At 73.5% G+C, this 16404-nt stretch carries 13 protein-coding genes and 1 pseudogene; 6 read left to right on the top strand and 8 right to left on the bottom strand.

Going from position 1 to position 16404, the window contains the following annotated elements:
• The first annotated feature begins 13 nt into the window (after window positions 1-13).
• Entirely contained in the window at window positions 14-628 is a 615-nt protein-coding gene (gene thpR, locus IE269_RS26110) for an RNA 2',3'-cyclic phosphodiesterase (RefSeq protein WP_229898227.1), read from the top strand.
• Here the strand turns inward: thpR and IE269_RS26105 are convergent.
• Both IE269_RS26105 and IE269_RS26100 read right to left on the bottom strand, forming a co-directional pair.
• On the bottom strand, window positions 615-1943 hold the full coding sequence (locus IE269_RS26105; protein WP_229898226.1) for an LCP family protein: 1329 nt from the start codon (window positions 1941-1943) through the stop codon (window positions 615-617). The two genes, thpR and IE269_RS26105, sit on opposite strands and share 14 nt — an antisense overlap.
• A 186-nt stretch (window positions 1944-2129) precedes the next feature.
• Window positions 2130-2600 carry a DUF6194 family protein gene (locus tag IE269_RS26100; RefSeq protein WP_189825705.1) on the bottom strand — a complete coding sequence of 157 codons (471 nt, stop codon included), beginning with the start codon at window positions 2598-2600 and terminating at the stop codon, window positions 2130-2132.
• A gap of 60 nt (window positions 2601-2660) precedes the next feature.
• Between IE269_RS26100 and IE269_RS26095 the strand changes: the two genes are divergently transcribed.
• Window positions 2661-3389 carry a MerR family transcriptional regulator gene (locus IE269_RS26095; RefSeq protein WP_189825582.1) on the top strand — a complete coding sequence of 243 codons (729 nt, stop codon included), beginning with the start codon at window positions 2661-2663 and terminating at the stop codon, window positions 3387-3389.
• Between the two features lie 6 nt (window positions 3390-3395).
• On the opposite strand, the gene IE269_RS26090 is transcribed toward IE269_RS26095, so the two are convergent.
• The 6 genes from IE269_RS26090 to IE269_RS26065 form a co-directional block, all read right to left on the bottom strand.
• On the bottom strand, window positions 3396-5042 hold the full coding sequence (locus IE269_RS26090; RefSeq protein WP_189825581.1) for a fused response regulator/phosphatase: 1647 nt from the start codon (window positions 5040-5042) through the stop codon (window positions 3396-3398).
• Entirely contained in the window at window positions 5039-6799 is a 1761-nt protein-coding gene (locus IE269_RS26085) for an ATP-binding protein (RefSeq protein WP_438817628.1), read from the bottom strand. Before IE269_RS26085 ends, IE269_RS26090 begins: the two co-directional genes overlap by 4 nt.
• Before the next feature lie 65 nt (window positions 6800-6864).
• Entirely contained in the window at window positions 6865-7950 is a 1086-nt protein-coding gene (locus IE269_RS26080) for an ATP-binding SpoIIE family protein phosphatase (protein WP_189825579.1), read from the bottom strand.
• Window positions 7938-8360: an anti-sigma regulatory factor gene (locus tag IE269_RS26075; protein WP_189825578.1), complete on the bottom strand. Its 423-nt coding sequence runs from the start codon at window positions 8358-8360 to the stop codon at window positions 7938-7940. The genes IE269_RS26080 and IE269_RS26075 overlap by 13 nt, the downstream gene beginning before the upstream one ends.
• Window positions 8357-8734 (bottom strand): STAS domain-containing protein, encoded by a 378-nt coding sequence (locus IE269_RS26070; RefSeq protein ID WP_189825577.1) that lies wholly within the window; start codon window positions 8732-8734, stop codon window positions 8357-8359. Before IE269_RS26070 ends, IE269_RS26075 begins: the two co-directional genes overlap by 4 nt.
• A complete protein-coding gene (locus IE269_RS26065) occupies window positions 8731-9579 on the bottom strand; it encodes an STAS domain-containing protein (protein ID WP_189825704.1) in 849 nt (282 codons plus the stop codon). The genes IE269_RS26070 and IE269_RS26065 overlap by 4 nt, the downstream gene beginning before the upstream one ends.
• A 280-nt stretch (window positions 9580-9859) precedes the next feature.
• Here IE269_RS26065 and lanKC point away from each other — a divergent pair, with 280 nt between their 5' ends.
• The 4 genes and pseudogenes from lanKC to IE269_RS26045 all read left to right on the top strand — a co-directional run.
• The gene (gene lanKC, locus IE269_RS26060; protein ID WP_189825576.1) at window positions 9860-12562 is read left to right on the top strand and encodes a class III lanthionine synthetase LanKC; all 2703 of its coding nucleotides are present in this window, start codon (window positions 9860-9862) and stop codon (window positions 12560-12562) included.
• Entirely contained in the window at window positions 12549-12692 is a 144-nt protein-coding gene (locus IE269_RS26055; RefSeq protein ID WP_189825575.1) for a SapB/AmfS family lanthipeptide, read from the top strand. The genes lanKC and IE269_RS26055 overlap by 14 nt, the downstream gene beginning before the upstream one ends.
• 272 nt (window positions 12693-12964) lie before the next feature.
• A complete protein-coding gene (locus IE269_RS26050; protein WP_308436982.1) occupies window positions 12965-14692 on the top strand; it encodes an ATP-binding cassette domain-containing protein in 1728 nt (575 codons plus the stop codon).
• Window positions 14689-16389, top strand: a pseudogene (locus IE269_RS26045) (ATP-binding cassette domain-containing protein); the annotation flags it as partial. The gene IE269_RS26050 and the pseudogene IE269_RS26045, both read left to right, overlap by 4 nt.
• Window positions 16390-16404: the final 15 nt, after the last annotated feature.

Here is a 16404-nt window from a genome sequence, read left to right as displayed (position 1 = left end):
ACGAATGGGTGCCGTGCACCCCGAGAATTCCTCCGCCACCACCCGCGTCTTCGTCGCCCTTGCCCCTCCCGACCCCGCCAAGGACGAGCTGGCGCGGGCGCTCCGGCCCGCGTACGCGGCGTACCCCCGTATGCGGTGGAACCGGATCGAGGACTGGCACCTCACGCTCGCCTTCCTCGGCGAGCAGCCCGTCTCGGCGGTGGACCTGCTGCGTGCGCCGCTCGCCGAGCTGGCCGCGTCCCGGGAGGCGCTGACCTTCGCCCTGACCGGCGGCGGGCACTTCGACGAGCGGGTGCTGTGGAGTGGTGTCGAGGGGGACACGGATGCGCTGCACCTGCTCGCCGGGGAAGTGCGGGCGCTGGTCAAGGGGTGCGGGATCGTGTTCGAGGAGCGGCGGCTGCGGCCGCATCTGACGCTGGCCAGGGCCCGGCGGGACGACCCCGCGTCGGTGGTGGAGGTCGCCGGATCGCTGAGCGGGTTCGCCGGGATGCGGTGGCCGGCCGCACGGCTGCACCTGGTGGCCAGCAACGTCGGGCGCGGACCGGGGCCGATCCGGTACCGGGATGTCGAGTCCTGGGCCTTCCGGGACCCGGCGTCCGGCCCGCTGCCTGCGCTCAGTCGCCCTTGATGACCTTGTCCGCGTCGACCTTGTCGCCCGCCGAGTCCTTGGTGACCGACTCCGGTATCGGCTTGTCCTCGCGCAGCGACTGCCAGAGCAACTGCGACTGCTCCTTGAGCGGGATCACCCGGTACTTGTCCTTGGCGTCGTAGTCGATCGGCAGCGTGATCATCGTCATGTCCTTGGCGCCGATGCCGCTGAGCGTGTTGCCGAAGGAGAGCAGCGAGGGGACCGAGCCGAGGCCCGAGTCGGTGGTGACGGTGCGGGTGGCGGTGTCCGCGAGGTCGTACAGCTTCTTCGGGTTGCTGAAGATGCCGACGTCCTTGACCTGCTCCATCAGCGCCTTCACGAAGGCCTGCTGGAGCTGGATGCGACCCAGGTCGCTGCTGTCGCCGACGGTCTTGCGGGTGCGGACCAGACCGAGGGACTGCTCGCCGTTCAACTGGTGGGTACCGGCAGGGAGTTGCAGCTTGCTCTTCGGGTCGTCAATGTCCTTGGCGGTGGTGATGGAGACGCCGCCGAGCTCGTCGATGAGCTGCTTGAAGCCGCTGAAGTCGACTTCCATGTAGTGGTCCATGCGGATGCCGGTGAGTCGCTCCACCGTCTTCACCGCGCAGACCGGGCCGCCGATCTCGTACGCCGTGTTGAACACCTGCCGCTCCGCCTCGGGGCGCAGCTTGCCGCTGTGGCTCTGGCACTCGGGGCGGGTCACCAGGGTGTCGCGGGGCACGGAGACGACGCTGGCCTTCTCGTGGCCCGCGTGGACGTGCACGACCATGGCGATGTCGGCGCGGGCGCTGCCCACGTCCTTGCCGTACGCGCCGTTGGAGCCGCTGCGCGAGTCGGAGCCGAGGACGAGGATGTCGAGCGATCCGTTGTCGACCTCGGCGGGGCGGTTGGTGCCGAGCGCGCCCTCGATGTCGACCTGCTTGAGGTTGCCGTCGAGGCTGAAGTAGACCCAGGCCATGCCGCTGCCGCCGAGCACCAGCAGTGCGGCCAGCACCCACTTCAGCTTGCGGAACCGGCCGGCCGGCCTGCGCCTGCCCCGCCGGTTCGCGGCCCGGCCGCCGCCTCCCTGGGCGCGTCGGGCCGCGGCGCGGCCCTGGTAGGGCTCGGCGGGTTCCTCGCGGCGAGGGGGCTCGTCGTACGGACGGCGGGCGGGGTCGTCGTACGAGGGGCGGGCGGATTCGTCGTACGAGCGGTGGGTGGGCTCGTCGTACGGGCGGGTGCTCGGTGACGGCTGCGTGCGTCGGCCGCCGGACCCGGACTGCTTCCGTCGGCCGCCGCTCGCAGCCCCGCGACTGTTCTTCCCTCTGCTCCCCATGCGCCTACCAGCCCCTCACCGCTTGCCTCGTACCCCCTGCCATCACGGAATCGGGGACGGAAAAATCGACAAATTTCCCGCGCCTGCCGTCAGGCGCTGCACGGTCAGACACACGAGGGACTCGAAAGGTTGTACGTCTCTTTCACTTTCCTTTGCATTCACTTGCCCTGCCGCTGACCAGCCGTTTTACTCGCCTTCATCTGTTTCGCGGCGTCGCAGGGCCCGGTTTCGGGCCGCCTCGTGCGCCTCGCGCAGCAGTCGGGTCGCCAAGTCGGCCGTGCGGGCGGCGGGGTTGACGACGCAGAGCCAGCCGAGCGACCCGTACACCGGGTGCGGCAGCAGGACGTCGGCGGCCGTGTGGTCGCGGGGCAGGGTGAGGCTGCGGGGCTCCTCCCCGGTGAGCGCGCGGAAGGTGTCGCGGGCCACCCGCACGTTGAGCCGCCAGCGGCCGGGGGCGTCGAGGGCGGAGGCGGTGTCGTCCGGGTAGTCCTTCGTGACGATCGTGGCGTACGGCTGGGTGTGGTGCGGCACCTGTCCGTCGGGGGCGAAGTAGCAGAACGCGTCGCCCCAGGCCAGCTCCGGAGTCCCGTCGCCCTCGCGCGGTGCGAGGACCAGGGCGCCGGGGAGGGCGCGCACGGTGGCCAGGATCTGTTCGATACTCGTCGGGTCGTTGGTCATGGTTCAACTGTGGGATTCAAGTGCTTGTGTGGGGTTCGGATGAGCGGTGACGGCTTGCGGACGGTCGATGTGGCGGCCGCCTCGGGGTATTCGGTGCAGCAGGTACGGAATCTGGAGCGGCTCGGCGTGCTTCCCCCGGCGGTGCGCGCGGCCAACGGATACCGGCAGTACGGGCCCCTCCACGTCCGCGCCCTGGGCGCCTACCGGGCGCTCGCCCTGGCCGCCGGGCCCGTCGCCGCCCGGCGGCTGCTCACCGAGGCGCGGTCCGGGACGCTCGCCGAGGCGGCCGCCGCGATCGGCGAAGTCCACACCGGGCTCGCGCGGGAGCGGGGCGAGACGGTGCGCGCGCAGGAGGCCCTGCGGGCCATTCGGGGCGAGGAGGGGACGTACGAGGAGGAGGCGACGTACGGGACGGACCAGAGCGACTCCATGACCATCACCGAGCTCGCCGGGGCGCTGCGGGTGCGGCCCTCGACGCTGCGCTTCTGGGAGGAGGAGGGGCTCGTGCTGCCGGAGCGGGTGACGTCGCTGCGGGCCCGCCGCTACGGTCCCCGGGCCGTCGCGGCGGCGCGCATCGTGGCCGCACTGCGCGGTGCCGGGTACGGGGTGCCTGCCGTACGGGAGGTGATGGGCGCGCTGGACCGGCTGGACGGGCCGGGCTCGGCCTCGTACCTCCTCGGGCGCAGGCTCGACGACATCGCCGTACGGACGGTGGCGCTGCTGCGCGCGGGGGCGGACCTGGCGGCGGTGGTGGAGGCGGTCCGCTGAACGCCCTTATGCCGTATGCGCGTTGACGTGCACCGACATCAGCGCTATGTCGTCGTTGCCGTCCGGCGGGAACCTCTCCAGGAGGTAAGTGCACAGGGCCTCAGGCGTGCGCGGGCCCTCCGCATGGGCTGCGGCAAGTGCCTGGAGGGACTCGCCGACGTCCTGGTGGCGGCGCTCGATCAGGCCGTCGGTGACCAGCAGGATCTCCGAGCCCGGCGGGACGTCCACACGCAGCGCGGGCGGGTGCGGCAGACCGACGCCGAGCAGCGGCCCGTGCTCCTCCACGAAGCGGGCGGAGCAGTCGGGAGTGCGCAGCAGGGGCGGCAGATGACCGGCGTTGGCGACCTGCACGGTGTCGCTGCCGTTCTCCAGCAGCAGGACGCACAGGGTGACGGTGACGCCGGGCTGGGTCTCGCGCAGCAGCCGGTCCAGGAGGCGCAGCACGACGTCGGGCGGGTGGCCCTCGGTGGCGTAGGCCCGCAGCGCGTGCCGCACCTGCCCCATCACCATCGCCGCGTCCAGGGAGTGTCCCGCCACGTCGCCGACGGCCACGACGAGCCCGGCGGGACAGATCAGCGCCTCGTAGAAGTCGCCGCCGATCTCGGTCTGCCTGCTCGCCGGGAGGTAGCGGACGGCGAGGTCGGCGCGGGTCGTGTCGGGCAGGAACTCGGGGAGGAAGCCGCGCTGGAGGGTGAGCGCGAGGGCGTGCTCCTCGCTGTACGCGTTGAGGGCTTCGAGGGCGAGGGTGCAGGCGTGGGCGAGCTGCGCGAGGACTTCCTCGTCGTCGAGGCCGGTGATGGCGGTGGCCGGGACGACCAGGTGGACGGGCGGGCGGGACGGTTTGGCGCGGGCGGAGACGAGGGTGAGGTGCGGGTGCCCGGCCAGGGCCGCGGGTGCGGAGGGCCACTGCTGCGGGGTGAGGGTGCGCAGCCGGGCCCCGAGGAGCGAGGATGCCGGCGGCACGAGGGTGGGGCGGGTGGACTGTCCGTGCAGCGGGTGCGGGGACATGGGGTCGGGGTCCGGCGGGGAGTGCGGCCCCTCGGACGCGCCGGCCGGGATGGGCGAGGCGGCCGTGTACGGGCCGTTCTGGGGAACGGTGAGGGACACGGCGGCCGGTGCGGCGAGGAGTTCGGCCGCGCTGTCGGCCGCGGCCTGGGCGAGGGTGCGGGCGTCGGGGGCGCTGTAGAGGGCGAGGGTGGCCTGGTTGAGCCGGTGCAGTCGGCGGGCCAGGGTCTCCGCGCGGCTGCGGGCGCGGGCGTAGCGCAGGGTGGCGGTGACGGTGGCGAGCATCTCGGCGGGGGCGACGGGTTCGGCCAGGTAGGCGTCGGCGCCCCGGTTGAGGCCCTGGGTACGGTCGGAGACCGTGATCGCGGAGGCCGACATGTGGATCACGGGGATGGAGGTGGTCGCCGCGTCGGCCTTGATCCGTTCGCACACCTCGAAGCCGGTCATGTCGGGGAGCCGCACGTCGACGATGGCGATCTCCGGCAGCGGTGCGGCGTCCTGCAGCAGCGCGAGGGCCTGGGTGCCGTCGGCCGCCTCCAGTACGCGGTGTCCCGCCCGGACCAGGGTGGTGCTGACGACGTAGCGGTTGGTGGGGTCGTCGTCGACGACCAGTACCAGTGCGGGTGCGGCTTCGGCGGGGTAGGTCATACGGTGTCGGTCTCCTGCGCGGGAGGGCGTGGCACGGGCTCGGCGTCGGGCGCCCGCAGGGCCAGGGCCGCGGTGATGCGGGCGGGTGTCAGATGCGTCTTTCCCAGGACCGCGCGGGCATGTGCGAGCCGGGTCCGGTCGATGTCGGCGGCGTCGGCCGCGGTGAGGACCACGACCGGCAGGCGTGCGGTGGCGGGGTCGCCGGCGAGCACCTGGAGCACCTGGTAGCCGTCCAGGGTGGGCATCATCAGGTCGACCACGACGGCCTGGGCTCCGGTTCGCTTGACGGTGTCCAGCACGGCCGTGGCGTCCAGGTCGCCGCTCAGTTCGGTGACGCGTGCGGCGATCCGTCGCAGTACGGGGCGCACGGCGGCCAGGAACGCCGTGTCGTCGTCGATGACGACCAGCGAGTCCAGTACGGGGTGTGCGGGTTCCGGGGCCTGCGGGGCGGGTTCGGAGACCCGGGTCTCGGCGGGAAGTTCCACGGTGACCGTGGTGCCCTCGCCGATGGTGCTGGTGAGGGTGAGCTGCCCGCCGAGGAGTTCGGTGAGCTTGCGGGCGTACGGCAGACCGAGCCCGGTGCCGCTCCTGCCGCGCTGGTGCGGGCCGCGCACCTGGTAGAACTCCTCGAAGATGCGGTCCAGTTGGTCGGCGGGGATACCGACTCCGGTGTCTCGCACGGTGAAGCGGAACAGCGTGCCCTCCGGCCGGTCCTCGGTGTCGAGGGTGAGACGGACCGAGCCGTGGTCGGTGAACTTCAGCCCGTTGGACAGGACATTGCGCAGCACCCGGGTCAGCATGACCTCGTCGGTGACCAGGTGCAGGCCCTGCGGGACGTCGGGGATGGAGAGCAGCACACCGGGCTGGGCGGTGCCCTGGAGGGTGCCGCGGAGCTGGTGGAGGAGGGTGGTGAGGTCGGTGGGGACCAAAAGCGGGTCCAGCCGCCCCGACTCGGCCTTGGCGACGTCGAGGAGCTCCTCGACCAGGGCGAGCAGGGTGTTGCCGGAGCCCGCGATCAGGGAGACCTGACGGCTCTGCTCCTCGGAAAGGGGTTCGGCATCGGGTGCCAGCAGGAGGCGGGCGAGGGCGATCACGGAGTTCGCCGGGGAGCGCAGTTCGTGGCTGACGTTCGCCCAGAAGCGGGTGCTGGCCTCGCGGGCGAGCCTCAACTGACGGGTCTTCTCCTCCAGTTCGGCATAGAGGGCGACGACGCCGCTGTTGGTCTTCTCCAGCTCCTGGGCCAGTTCGGAGTAGAGGGCGACGACGCCGCTGTTGGTGTCCTCCAACTCGGCGTTGAGGTGCTTGAGTTCCTCCTGCTGCCTCTTCGACTCCTCCAGGGCGAGCAGCAGTTGGTGGTTCTGGGTCCGCAGCGCCTCCAGCATGTCGACCTCGTCGGTGCGACGCAGGACGCGGCGGACGGACTCGGTGCGCTCGGCGAGGGCCGCACCGGTGGCGGGAAGACGCTGGGCGAGAGTGATGGAGGAGCTTCCGGGAACGTAGCGGCACACGTCGAGCAGCCGGGTGGCCGCCTGTACGAGCACGGGGTCCACCGGGGTGTCCCCGCGCCAGCCCAACCGTGCGACGAGCAGGGTGCCCGCCACGTCGGCGTCCTCGACGCGCAGGGTGGCGGTCAGGCCCTCCGCGCCCAGCAGGCTCTGGCCGATCTCACTGAGTACGGTGACCAGCCGCGCCGAGGAGACGCTGGTCAGGCCGAGCGCCTTGCAGGCGGACTGTCCGCTGCGGCGCAGCCGGAACATGTCCTGCGCGCCACCGAGCGCGACCTCTAGACGGTCGCCCTCGGTGGCCTCGCGGCGCGGGTCGTTCATGACGTGGGGGTGGTGATCACCACGATGCCCGCGTCGTCACGGCGCACTCCCGCCTGTCCGAGGACCTGCCCCGCGATCATGACCGGCTGCCGGGCGAACAGTCCCGGGAACTCGTCCGGCGTCCAACGGTCCTTGAGACCGTCGGAGTGCAGGACGACGGTGGCCCCCGGAGGCAGCGCGGCGTCGAAGACCCGCAGCGAGGGCAGGTGGCTGCCCACGATGCCGGGCAGGGAGACCAGCGCGGTGCGCCGGCCGCCGTCCACGACAAACGCGCTGATGTTGCCGACGCCGCACACCTCCACCCGCCGGGCGTCGAGGTCGGCGGAGACGACGCAGACGGCGGCGCCCCGGGTGCCGCGCAGCCCGAGGTGGATCTCCTGGAGGACGTCCCGCAGCGCGGTGCGGGTGGTGCCCTGGAAGACCTGACGGGCGCGTTCGCTGGCGCGGGCCGCCAGCGGCCCGTGGCCGAGGCCGTCACACATCATCGCGGTGACCCGCCCGACCCGGTCCGGAGGGCCGGCGGTCCCGGCCAGCTCCACCCTGGCCGACCAGGCGTCGCCGCACACTGTCTCCCCGCTGATCGGGCGGGTGAGCCCGGCGACGTGGCGGACGGCGGCCCGCTCCACCTCGCCGCCCGCGCCCCCGGCGCTCCCCGGCGCCCAGAAACGGGCGAGCACGAGGGTGCCGCGGCCGTGCAGGGAGTGCACGTCGAAGTCGTCGGAGAGCCGGGCGATCGCCCCGAGCCCGATGCCGAGCGTGCCGCCCTGGGAGTGGCCGTCGCGCAGGGCGGCGTCGACGTCGGGGATGCCGGGCCCGGTGTCCAGGGCCAAAATCTCCAGCGCCGCCCCGTCGGCGGCCCGGCTGACCCGCAGGATCAGCGAGCCGTCGTCGGCGTGCCGCAGGAGGTTGGTGGCGGCCTCGGTGGCGGCGATCTCCACCTCGGCGGTCCGCTCGGCGCTCATGCCCAGGCGCTGGGCGAGCGCACCGGCCTCCCGGCGGGCGGCGAGCGCCAGCGCCTCGCCCGCCCGGAGCCAGATGACGTCCTCCGCTGCGGAGAGCAGCGGGGCGTTCACCGTGCCCATTTCACGACACTGACGGTGGTGCCCTTGCCGGGGGCGGACTCCAGCTCGAAGTCGTCGACGAGACGGCGCGCGCCGCTGAGCCCGAGTCCCATGCCGCTGCCGGAGGTCCAGCCGTCGGTGAGGGCGAGATCCAGATCCGGGATGCCCGGCCCCTCGTCCTCGAAGCGTGCCCAGACGCCGGTCCGGCCGCCCTGGGTGACGACGGCGATGCGGGCCCGGCCGCCGCCCCCGTACATCAGGGTATTGCGGCCCAACTCGCTTGCGGCGGTGACCAGTTTGGTCTGATTGACCAGGGACAGCCCGGTGCGCTGCGCCAGCGTGCGGACGGCCTGGCGGGCCTTGACCACGTCGCCGCTCGTGGTGATCGGGATCGTCTCCACCGCGTCGGCGGCGACGTCGTACTCCTTCACCTGGGGGCGGAGGGGTTCTGGTTCAGACGCTTGATCTGCTCCATTCCCCGTTCGAGGGTGAGCGCGGTGCGCACGCCGGGCAGGGAGAGGCCCAGCTCCACCAGGGTCATGGCGACGGCGGGGCGCATGCCGACGACGACGGTCTCGGAGCCGAGCACCCTGGAGATGGAGGCGATGGTGGCGAGCATCCGGCCGACGAAGGAGTCGACGATCTCCAGCGCGGTGATGTCGATGACGACGCCCTGGGCGTTGGTGTCGACGATGCGCTGGGAGAGGTCTTCCTGGAGGTCCAGGACCATCTGGTCCTCCAGGTCCGTCTGGATGGAGACCAGCAGGATCTGACCGATCTTGAGGACCGGTACGCGGTCCGTCACAGCAGACCCTCCTTGCGGAGCGAGGAGGCCTCGTCGATCTCGGCGAGCGCATCGTGCAGGGCGGCGGCGAGCGTCGCCTTGGTCGCGATGTCCCCGAACTCGATGCCGAGGGCCACGATGGTCTGCGCGATCTGCGGGCGGATGCCGGAGATGATGCACTGCGCGCCCATCATGCGGGCGGCGACGACGGTCTTCAGCAGATGCTGGGCGACCTGGGTGTCGACGGCGGGCACACCGGTGATGTCGATGATGGCGTGGGTGGAGTTGGAGTCCAGCAGCCCCTGGAGGAGCTTCTCCATCACGACCTGGGTGCGGGCGGAGTCCAGGGTGCCGACGAGGGGCACGCCGAGGATGCCGTCCCACAACTTGACGACGGGCGTGGACAGTTCGAGCAGCTGCTCGGCCTGCGAGGAGATGATCTCCTCACGCGTCTTCGCGTGCTCCTCGACGGTGAACAGGCCCAGGTCGTCGAGCAGACGGGCGAGCTGGAGGTACGAGCGGGCGCCGTCCGGCGACGCGACCAGCGCCTCCTCCAGCACCTGCTTGAGGGAGAACACGCACAGCGCGGTCTCGGTGGGCGTGAAGCCCTGCCGGGCCCGGTTGCGGGAGAGCTCTATGAGCAGGCTGCGGACCTCGCTGAAGTGGTCGCCCCTGCCTGCCAGTCCGCCCTGCTTGAGGGCGCCGAGGAGGGCGTTGTAGATCTCGCCGAGCTCCTGCGCCACCTCGGCCGCGCTGAGCCGGCCGCGCAGGGTACCGCTGACGGAGCGCACCCAGCCCTGCACGAACTCGTCCCGCCGGGACTCCATCAGGTCGAGCAACTCCGCGGAGCCCTCGCCCTGGGTCATGCTGTCGATCGTCACGCCTGTTGCACCCGCCCCACATCAGATTTTCACAACTCTTGTCGACAGTACGCCATGGTCCCGTGCGTTCTCCCCGCTTTGGAATGCGGAGCTGCACGAACGAGACCGAGGCACACCCGTGGGACCACCCCCGGCCACTTCTGCCCCCGAACCGGTTACTCATGCGTTCCACATGGACGGACGGTGACAACGGTGACTGTCCGGCCCCCCGCGCCCCGTGACAACGTTCCGTCCGTCAGCGGGTCCGGGACGGTGAGGAGAGCGTGTGAACAAGGGGTACGCCGTGTTCTGCGACGCGGACCGGCACTTCTACGACGCTCCGCACCGGATGGCGCACACCGGCCGGAACGCCCTGTACCCGGCCGCCACCGCTCCGGTCCCCGAGGGCTGGCAGCGCCACCGCACCGGCGACTGGCTGGCACTGCGGCCCATGGCGGCCCACCTGCCCCCGCAGGGCTGGAAGATCCACGTCTCGGCCACCCTCGACAACGCCGAATCGGTGCTGGAGCGGGTCATGGCGTACTGCCTCGCGCGCGCCGTCGCGTTCAAGTTCGTACCGAGCCGCCACCTCCTGCACACCCGCAACGCCAAGTACGCCGACCGCTCCGGCAGCGGCAAGTTCATCACCGTCTACCCGGCGGACGACGCCCGGTGCGCGGCCGTCGCGGCGGACCTGGACGCGCTGCTCGCCGGGGAGGAGGGACCGTACGTCCTCAGCGACCTGCGCTGGAACCGGGGACCGGTGTACCTGCGGTACGGCAGCTTCACCCGCCGCGACTGCTACGACGAGCGGGGCGAGCTGCGGCCCGCGCTGGAGAACGCCGACGGCGTCCTCGTGCCCGACGTGCGCGGGCCCGCCTTCCGGATGCCGGAGTGGATCGAGCCGCCCGGCTGGCTGCACCCCCACCTTGCGGCGCGTGCGGCGGCGACCGTCGCGGACATGCCCTACACGATCGAGAAGGCACTGCACTTCTCCAACGGCGGTGGCGTGTACGTCGGTACGGACACCAGGACGGGCGCGAAGGTCGTGCTGAAGGAGGGCAGGCCGCACGCCGGCCTCGCCGCGGACGGCGCGGACGCGGTGACCCGGCTGAAGCGCGAACAGGCCGCGCTGGAAAGGCTGTCGGGGCTCGGCTGCACGCCGGAGGTGCTGGACAGCTTCGAGCTGGGCGAACACCGCTTCCTGGTCATGGAGTTCGTCGAGGGCAGGCCGCTCAACTCCTTCTTCGCCCGCCGCCACCCGCTGATCGAGGCCGACCCGAGCACGGAACGGCTCGCGGAGTACACCGAGTGGGCGCTGCGCATCCACGGGCTGGTGGCGGACGCGACGGCGGCCGTGCACGCACGCGGAGTGGTCTTCAACGACCTGCACCTGTTCAACATCATGGTCTCCGAGGACGAGTCGAAGGTCGTGCTCCTGGACTTCGAGGCCGCCGCCCCCGCCGCCGAGAACCGCCGCCAGACCGTCGCCAACCCCGCCTTCGTGGCCCCCGCCGACCGGCGCGGCTTCGACGTGGACCGCTATGCGCTGGCCTGCCTGCGCCTCGCCCTGTTCATACCGCTGACCAGCCTGCTGGCCCTGGACCGCACGAAGGCCGCCCATCTCGCGGAGATAGCGGCCCGTCAGTTCCCGGTGGCACGCGGCTTCCTGCGGGAGGCGGTCGAGGAGATATGCCGCACGCCCGACGGCCCCTCCCTCACCCCGTCCCACCCCTACCTCCCCGTCGCACCGGGCGACTGGCCGCACAGCCGCGACTCGCTCGCCGAGGCGATACGGGCCTCCGCGACCCCCGACCGGACGGACCGCTGCTTCCCGGGAGACGTCGCCCAATTCGCCACCACGGGAGGCGGATTGAACGTCGCGTACGGCGCTGCGGGCGTCCTGTACGCCCTCGACGTGAGCGGCGCCGGGCGCTTCGAGCCCGGCGAGGAGTGGCTCCTCGCCCGTACGAAGGAACTCCTCGCCGGTGCGGGGGGAACCCCGGCCGGTACGGGAGGAACCCCGGCCCGGAAGAACTCCCGGGCCGAGACCTCCGGCACCCCCCTCGGCTTCTACGACGGGCTCGCGGGCATCGCCTGGACCCTGGAACACCTCGGCCACCGCGCCCGCGCCCTGGAACTCACCGAACTCGCCCTCGCCCAGCCCTGGGAGGCCCTCGCCCCCGACCTGCACGGCGGACTCGCGGGACTCGGCCTCGCCCTCGACGCGCTCGGCGCGGCCACCGGTGAACGCGCCCTGCACGACGCGGCGTTGCGCTGCGCCGACCTGGTGGCACAGCCGCGCGAACCCTCCGCACGGGCCGGGCTGCTGCACGGCGCGACCGGCGGCGCCCTGCTCCTGCTGCGCCTGTACGAGCGCTCGGGCGACCCGGGCCTCCTCGACCTCGCGGCCGACGCCCTGCGCCGGGACCTCGCACGGTGTGTGCGCAGCGCGGGCGGAACGCTCCAGGTCAGCGAGGGATGGCGGACGATGCCGTACCTCGGCGCGGGCAGTGTCGGCATCGGCGCGGTGCTGGACGACTACCTCGCGCACCGCGCCGACGAGGAGTTCGAGCGGGCCCGCCGGGACATCGTCGCCGCCGCACAGGCCACCTTCTACGCGCAGCCCGGACTGTTCCGGGGCGCGGCGGGCATGGTCCTGCACCTGAGCCGCACCACCGCGCCGGGCCCCGGCACCGATGCGGACGCCGTGCGCCGCCAGATCGACGCGCTGGCCTGGCACGCCGTACCGCACGACGGCCGGCTGGCCTTTCCCGGCGAGCAGATGATGCGCCTGTCGATGGACCTCGCGACGGGGGCGGCGGGCTGCCTGCTGGCACTGGCCGCCGCGTGCGAGCCGCCGTCCGGGACCGCACACCTGCCGTTCCTGCCGCCGCCCCCTCGCGGGCGGCCCCCAGAGCCGGTCCCTTCCGGGACCGTACCGAAGAACACCGTCCCCAGTGAGAGGAATCATCATGAGCATTCTTGACCTCCAGTCGATGGAGACCCCGAAGGAAGAGGCGACCGGCGACGTCGAGCTCGGCGGCGGGGGCGGCGGCAGCCGGGCGAGCCTGCTGCTCTGCGGCGACAGCAGCCTGAGCGTGACGACCTGTCACTGACCCTTCGGGTCGGCCGTTCGCTGATGGGGAGGGACTTCGGACGCGCGGTGCATGCGCGTGCGGGGTCCCTCCCTGCGGGCCGCTCGGGCGTGCGGGTCGGTCGGGTTCGGCACCCGGTGCCGGGCAGGTTTCCGTGCGGGTGCGTCGTGGCTGGTCGCGCCCACGCGGCGGAGCCGCAAATCGATACAGCCCCGCGCCCCTGGATGCCTGCCCCCCCCCCCCGCACCGGGAGCCCCACCGGCCCGTACCCTCCGGCGACCAAGGAGCCCCCCGTGCCGCCCGCCCCTCCCGACCTCCGCCTTCTCCTCCGCGCCGCCCGTCACACCCGCGCTCGCACCGCCGCCCTCCTCCTCGCCTCCGCCCTCTCCGCCGCCGCGGCCCTCGCCCTGCCCGCCGCCGTCGGCCGCACCCTGGACCTCCTGCTCGCCCGCGACGCGAGCGCCCGCCACTGGCTGGCGGTCTGCGTGGCCCTGGTCGTCCTCGCCGTGCTGGCGGAGGCCGCCGAAGCCCTGTGCGTCGGAACCGTGCAGGCCGACGCCACCGCCTGGCTGCGCCGCAGGACACTGGCCCGGCTGCTCCGTGCCGCCCCCCGTGACGCCGCCCGATTCCCGTCCGGCGACACCGCGACCCGCCTGTCCGCGAACGCCACCGAGGCGGGCGCGGCCCCCGGCGCCGGGGCGGCCCTCGCGGCGTCCCTGATCGCACCGGTCGGCGGACTCGTGGCGCTGGCGCTGATCGACCCGTGGTGCGCGCTGGCCTTCGCGGCGGGCCTGCCGCTGCTGCTGCTCCTGCTGCGGGCGTTCGCCGCCGGTTCCTCCGACAGCGTGGCCCGCTACCAGCGCGTTCAGGCCACCCTCGCGTCCCGGCTGGCGGAGGCCCTGACCGGTACGCGCAGCATCGCCGCCGGGGGGACTCTGGCCCGCGACCGCGCCCGCATCCTGGCTCCGCTGCCCGAACTCGGCGTCCAGGGGCGGCGGATGTGGCGGGTGCACGGCCGTGCAGTGGCCCGCAGCACCATCCTGCTGCCCCTGCTGATCACTGCGGTGACGGCCGTCGCGGGGCTCGGCGTGGTCTCCGGCCGCCTGTCCGTCGGGGACCTTCTGGCGGCTTCGCGGTACGCCGCCCTCGCGGCCGGAATCGGCGCGGTGGCCACCTTCCTCGGCACCCTGATCCGCAGCCGGACCGCCGCCCGCCGCCTGTGCGACCTCCTCGCCCTCCCCGTCCTCCCCTCGGGCACCCGGCCGCTGCCCCCCGGCGGCCCGGGCACCCTGGAACTGCGCGGGGTCTGCGTCGCCCCGGACGGCGTCCCGCTCCTCACCGACGTCTCCCTGACCCTTCCCGGCGGCACCACGACGGCGGTGGTGGGCCGCTCCGGCTCCGGCAAGTCGACGCTGGCGGCGGTGGCGGGCGGCCTGTGCCCGCCGACCTCCGGCACCGCACGACTCGACGGCGTACCCCTGCCGGAGGTCGCGAGCCAGGACCTCCGCCGAGAGATCGGGTACGCCTTCGAGCGACCCGCGCTCTTCGGGGCGACGCTGGGCGAGGCGCTCGCCTCGGGCGCGCGGCGGGCGACGCCCGCCGAGGTGCGGGCCGCGGCCCGGGCCGCCGGTGCGGACGATTTCGTACGACTGCTGCCCGACGGGTACGACACTGCGCCCGCAGCGGCTCCCCTGTCGGGCGGTGAGCACCAACGCCTGGGCCTGGCACGGGCGTTCGCGCACGCGGGGCGGCTCCTCGTGCTGGACGACGCGACGTCCAGCCTGGACACGGCGACGGAACGCCGTATCGAGGAGGCCCTGTCCCGGGACGTGGGCCCGGCCACCCGGCTGGTGGTCGCGCACCGCCTGTCGTCCGCCGCCCGGGCGGACCGGGTGGTGTGGCTGGAGGAGGGCCGGGTGCGCGGCGCGGGCCCGCACGAGGAGCTCTGGGCACACCCCGCCTACCGGCAGGTCTTCGCGGTGCACGCGCAAGGCCCCGCAGGAAAGCAAGGCCCTGCATGAGCGGGCACCGCCCCTCCCGCACCCGCCTGCGCGCGGACGGCCGCCGTTTCCTCGCCCGGCACCGGGGCGCACTGGCGTGCCTCACCGGCTGGTCGCTCGCCGAGTCGGCGCAGACCTTCCTGGGCGGCTACTGCGTGGCGCAGTCGCTGGACCGCGGATTCCTGGCCGGGCACGCGGGCACCGGCCTGATCTGGCTGGGGGTGGCGGCACTGGCGATCCTCGCCGGGGGCCCGGTGACGCGCGGCGTCTTCACCCAACTGGCCGCGCTGGTCGAGCCGTTCAGGGACGGGCTCGTCCGCAGGGCCGTCGCCCAGGCCCTGCACGCGGCGACATGCCCCACCGACCCCGGGCCCGGCCCCAGCGCCCCCGGAACCGCCGTCTCCCGGCTCACCCAGCAGACCGAGATCGCCCGGGACAGCTTCGCCGGTCTGGTGCTGACCGCGCGGTCCTTCGTGTTCACCGCGGTCGGTGCGTTCGGCGGCATGTTCGCGCTGGCGCCCGAGCTCCTGCTGGTCACCCTGCCTCCCCTCGCCCTCGGGCTCGGGGTCTTCCTCGGCGTCCTCGGGCCCATGGCCCGCGCCCAGCGGCGCGCGCTGGACGCGGAGGAGGCGTACGCCGACCGGGTGCGTGCGGCGGCCGCCGGACTGCGGGACGTCGCCGCCTGCGGGATCGCGGACGAGGTCGGTGCCGCGGCGGACGCGTCGGCGGACACCGCGGCCCGGGCGGCCCGGGTGCTGGCCCGGTGGGCGGCCGTACGGACGGTCGCACTCGGCGTGGCGGGACAACTGCCGCCGCTCCTACTGCTGTTGGCGACTCCCTGGCTGCTGGACCGAGGGGTCGGGGCGGGGGCGCTCACGGGGGCGCTGACCTATCTCGTGCAGTCGCTGCTGCCCGCCCTGCACACCCTGATGACCGCCCTGGGTGCGGCGGGGACCCGGCTGCTCGTCGTCCTGGACCGGTTCGCCCGGCCCCCGGACCCGCCCCCTCCGGCCCGGAGCACCCCTCCCGCCGCGGGCCCCGCACCCGCCGCCGAGCTCCGCCACGTCACCCTCGCCTACGGGCCCGGCGCGCGGCCGGTGCTCGACGACCTCTCCCTCACCCTCGCCCCGGGCGAGCACCTCGCCGTCGTCGGGCCGAGCGGCATCGGGAAGTCCACCCTGGCCAACGTCCTGGCCGGGCTGCTCACCCCCGACGAAGGGGTGGTGAGGATCGCGGGGCGGTCCGGGTGCGGGCCCGCCCTGCGCACCCTCGTACCGCAGGAGGCGTACGTCTTCACCGCGACCCTCCGCGAGAACCTCACCCACCTCCGCCCGGAGGCGACGCCCGCCGAGGTCGCGGCGGCCGTCGACGCACTCGGTCTGGGCCCCCTGGCCGCGCGGCTCGGCGGCCTGGACGCGGAGGTCGATCCCGCACATCTGTCGCAGGGGGAGAGGCAGTTGGTGACCCTTGCCCGGGCCCACCTCTCCCCCGCCCCTCTCCTGCTGCTGGACGAGGCCACCTGCCATCTCGACCCCGAGGCGGAGGAGCGTGCCGAGCGGACGCTGGCCGCACGGCCCGGGGCCCTGGTGGTCGTGGCGCACCGGACGGCCTCCGCGCTGCGGGCCGACCGGATCCTCGTACTCGACGGGACCCGGGCGGACTGCGGGACGCACGACGAGCTGCTGGAACGGTCAGCCCTGTACCGGGATTTGATGGGACGTCAGCCCTGGACG

The sequence above is a fragment of the Streptomyces spiroverticillatus genome (assembly GCA_014650415.1).
GTDB lineage: Bacteria > Actinomycetota > Actinomycetes > Streptomycetales > Streptomycetaceae > Streptomyces > Streptomyces spiroverticillatus.
This window is presented reverse-complemented; position numbering and strand designations above follow the sequence as displayed.

What these genes read in the sequence shown, in the direction of transcription:
- IE269_RS26080 (WP_189825579.1), bottom strand. Translation starts at nt 7,950, where the DNA reads ATGGGCACGGTGAACGCCCCGCTGCTCTCCGCAGCGGAGGACGTCATC.
- IE269_RS26055 (WP_189825575.1), top strand. Translation starts at nt 12,549, where the DNA reads ATGAGCATTCTTGACCTCCAGTCGATGGAGACCCCGAAGGAAGAGGCG.
- IE269_RS26085 (WP_438817628.1), bottom strand. Translation starts at nt 6,799, where the DNA reads ATGTTCCGGCTGCGCCGCAGCGGACAGTCCGCCTGCAAGGCGCTCGGC.
- IE269_RS26065 (WP_189825704.1), bottom strand. Translation starts at nt 9,579, where the DNA reads ATGACCCAGGGCGAGGGCTCCGCGGAGTTGCTCGACCTGATGGAGTCC.
- IE269_RS26105 (WP_229898226.1), bottom strand. Translation starts at nt 1,943, where the DNA reads ATGGGGAGCAGAGGGAAGAACAGTCGCGGGGCTGCGAGCGGCGGCCGA.
- IE269_RS26095 (WP_189825582.1), top strand. Translation starts at nt 2,661, where the DNA reads ATGAGCGGTGACGGCTTGCGGACGGTCGATGTGGCGGCCGCCTCGGGG.
- IE269_RS26090 (WP_189825581.1), bottom strand. Translation starts at nt 5,042, where the DNA reads ATGACCTACCCCGCCGAAGCCGCACCCGCACTGGTACTGGTCGTCGAC.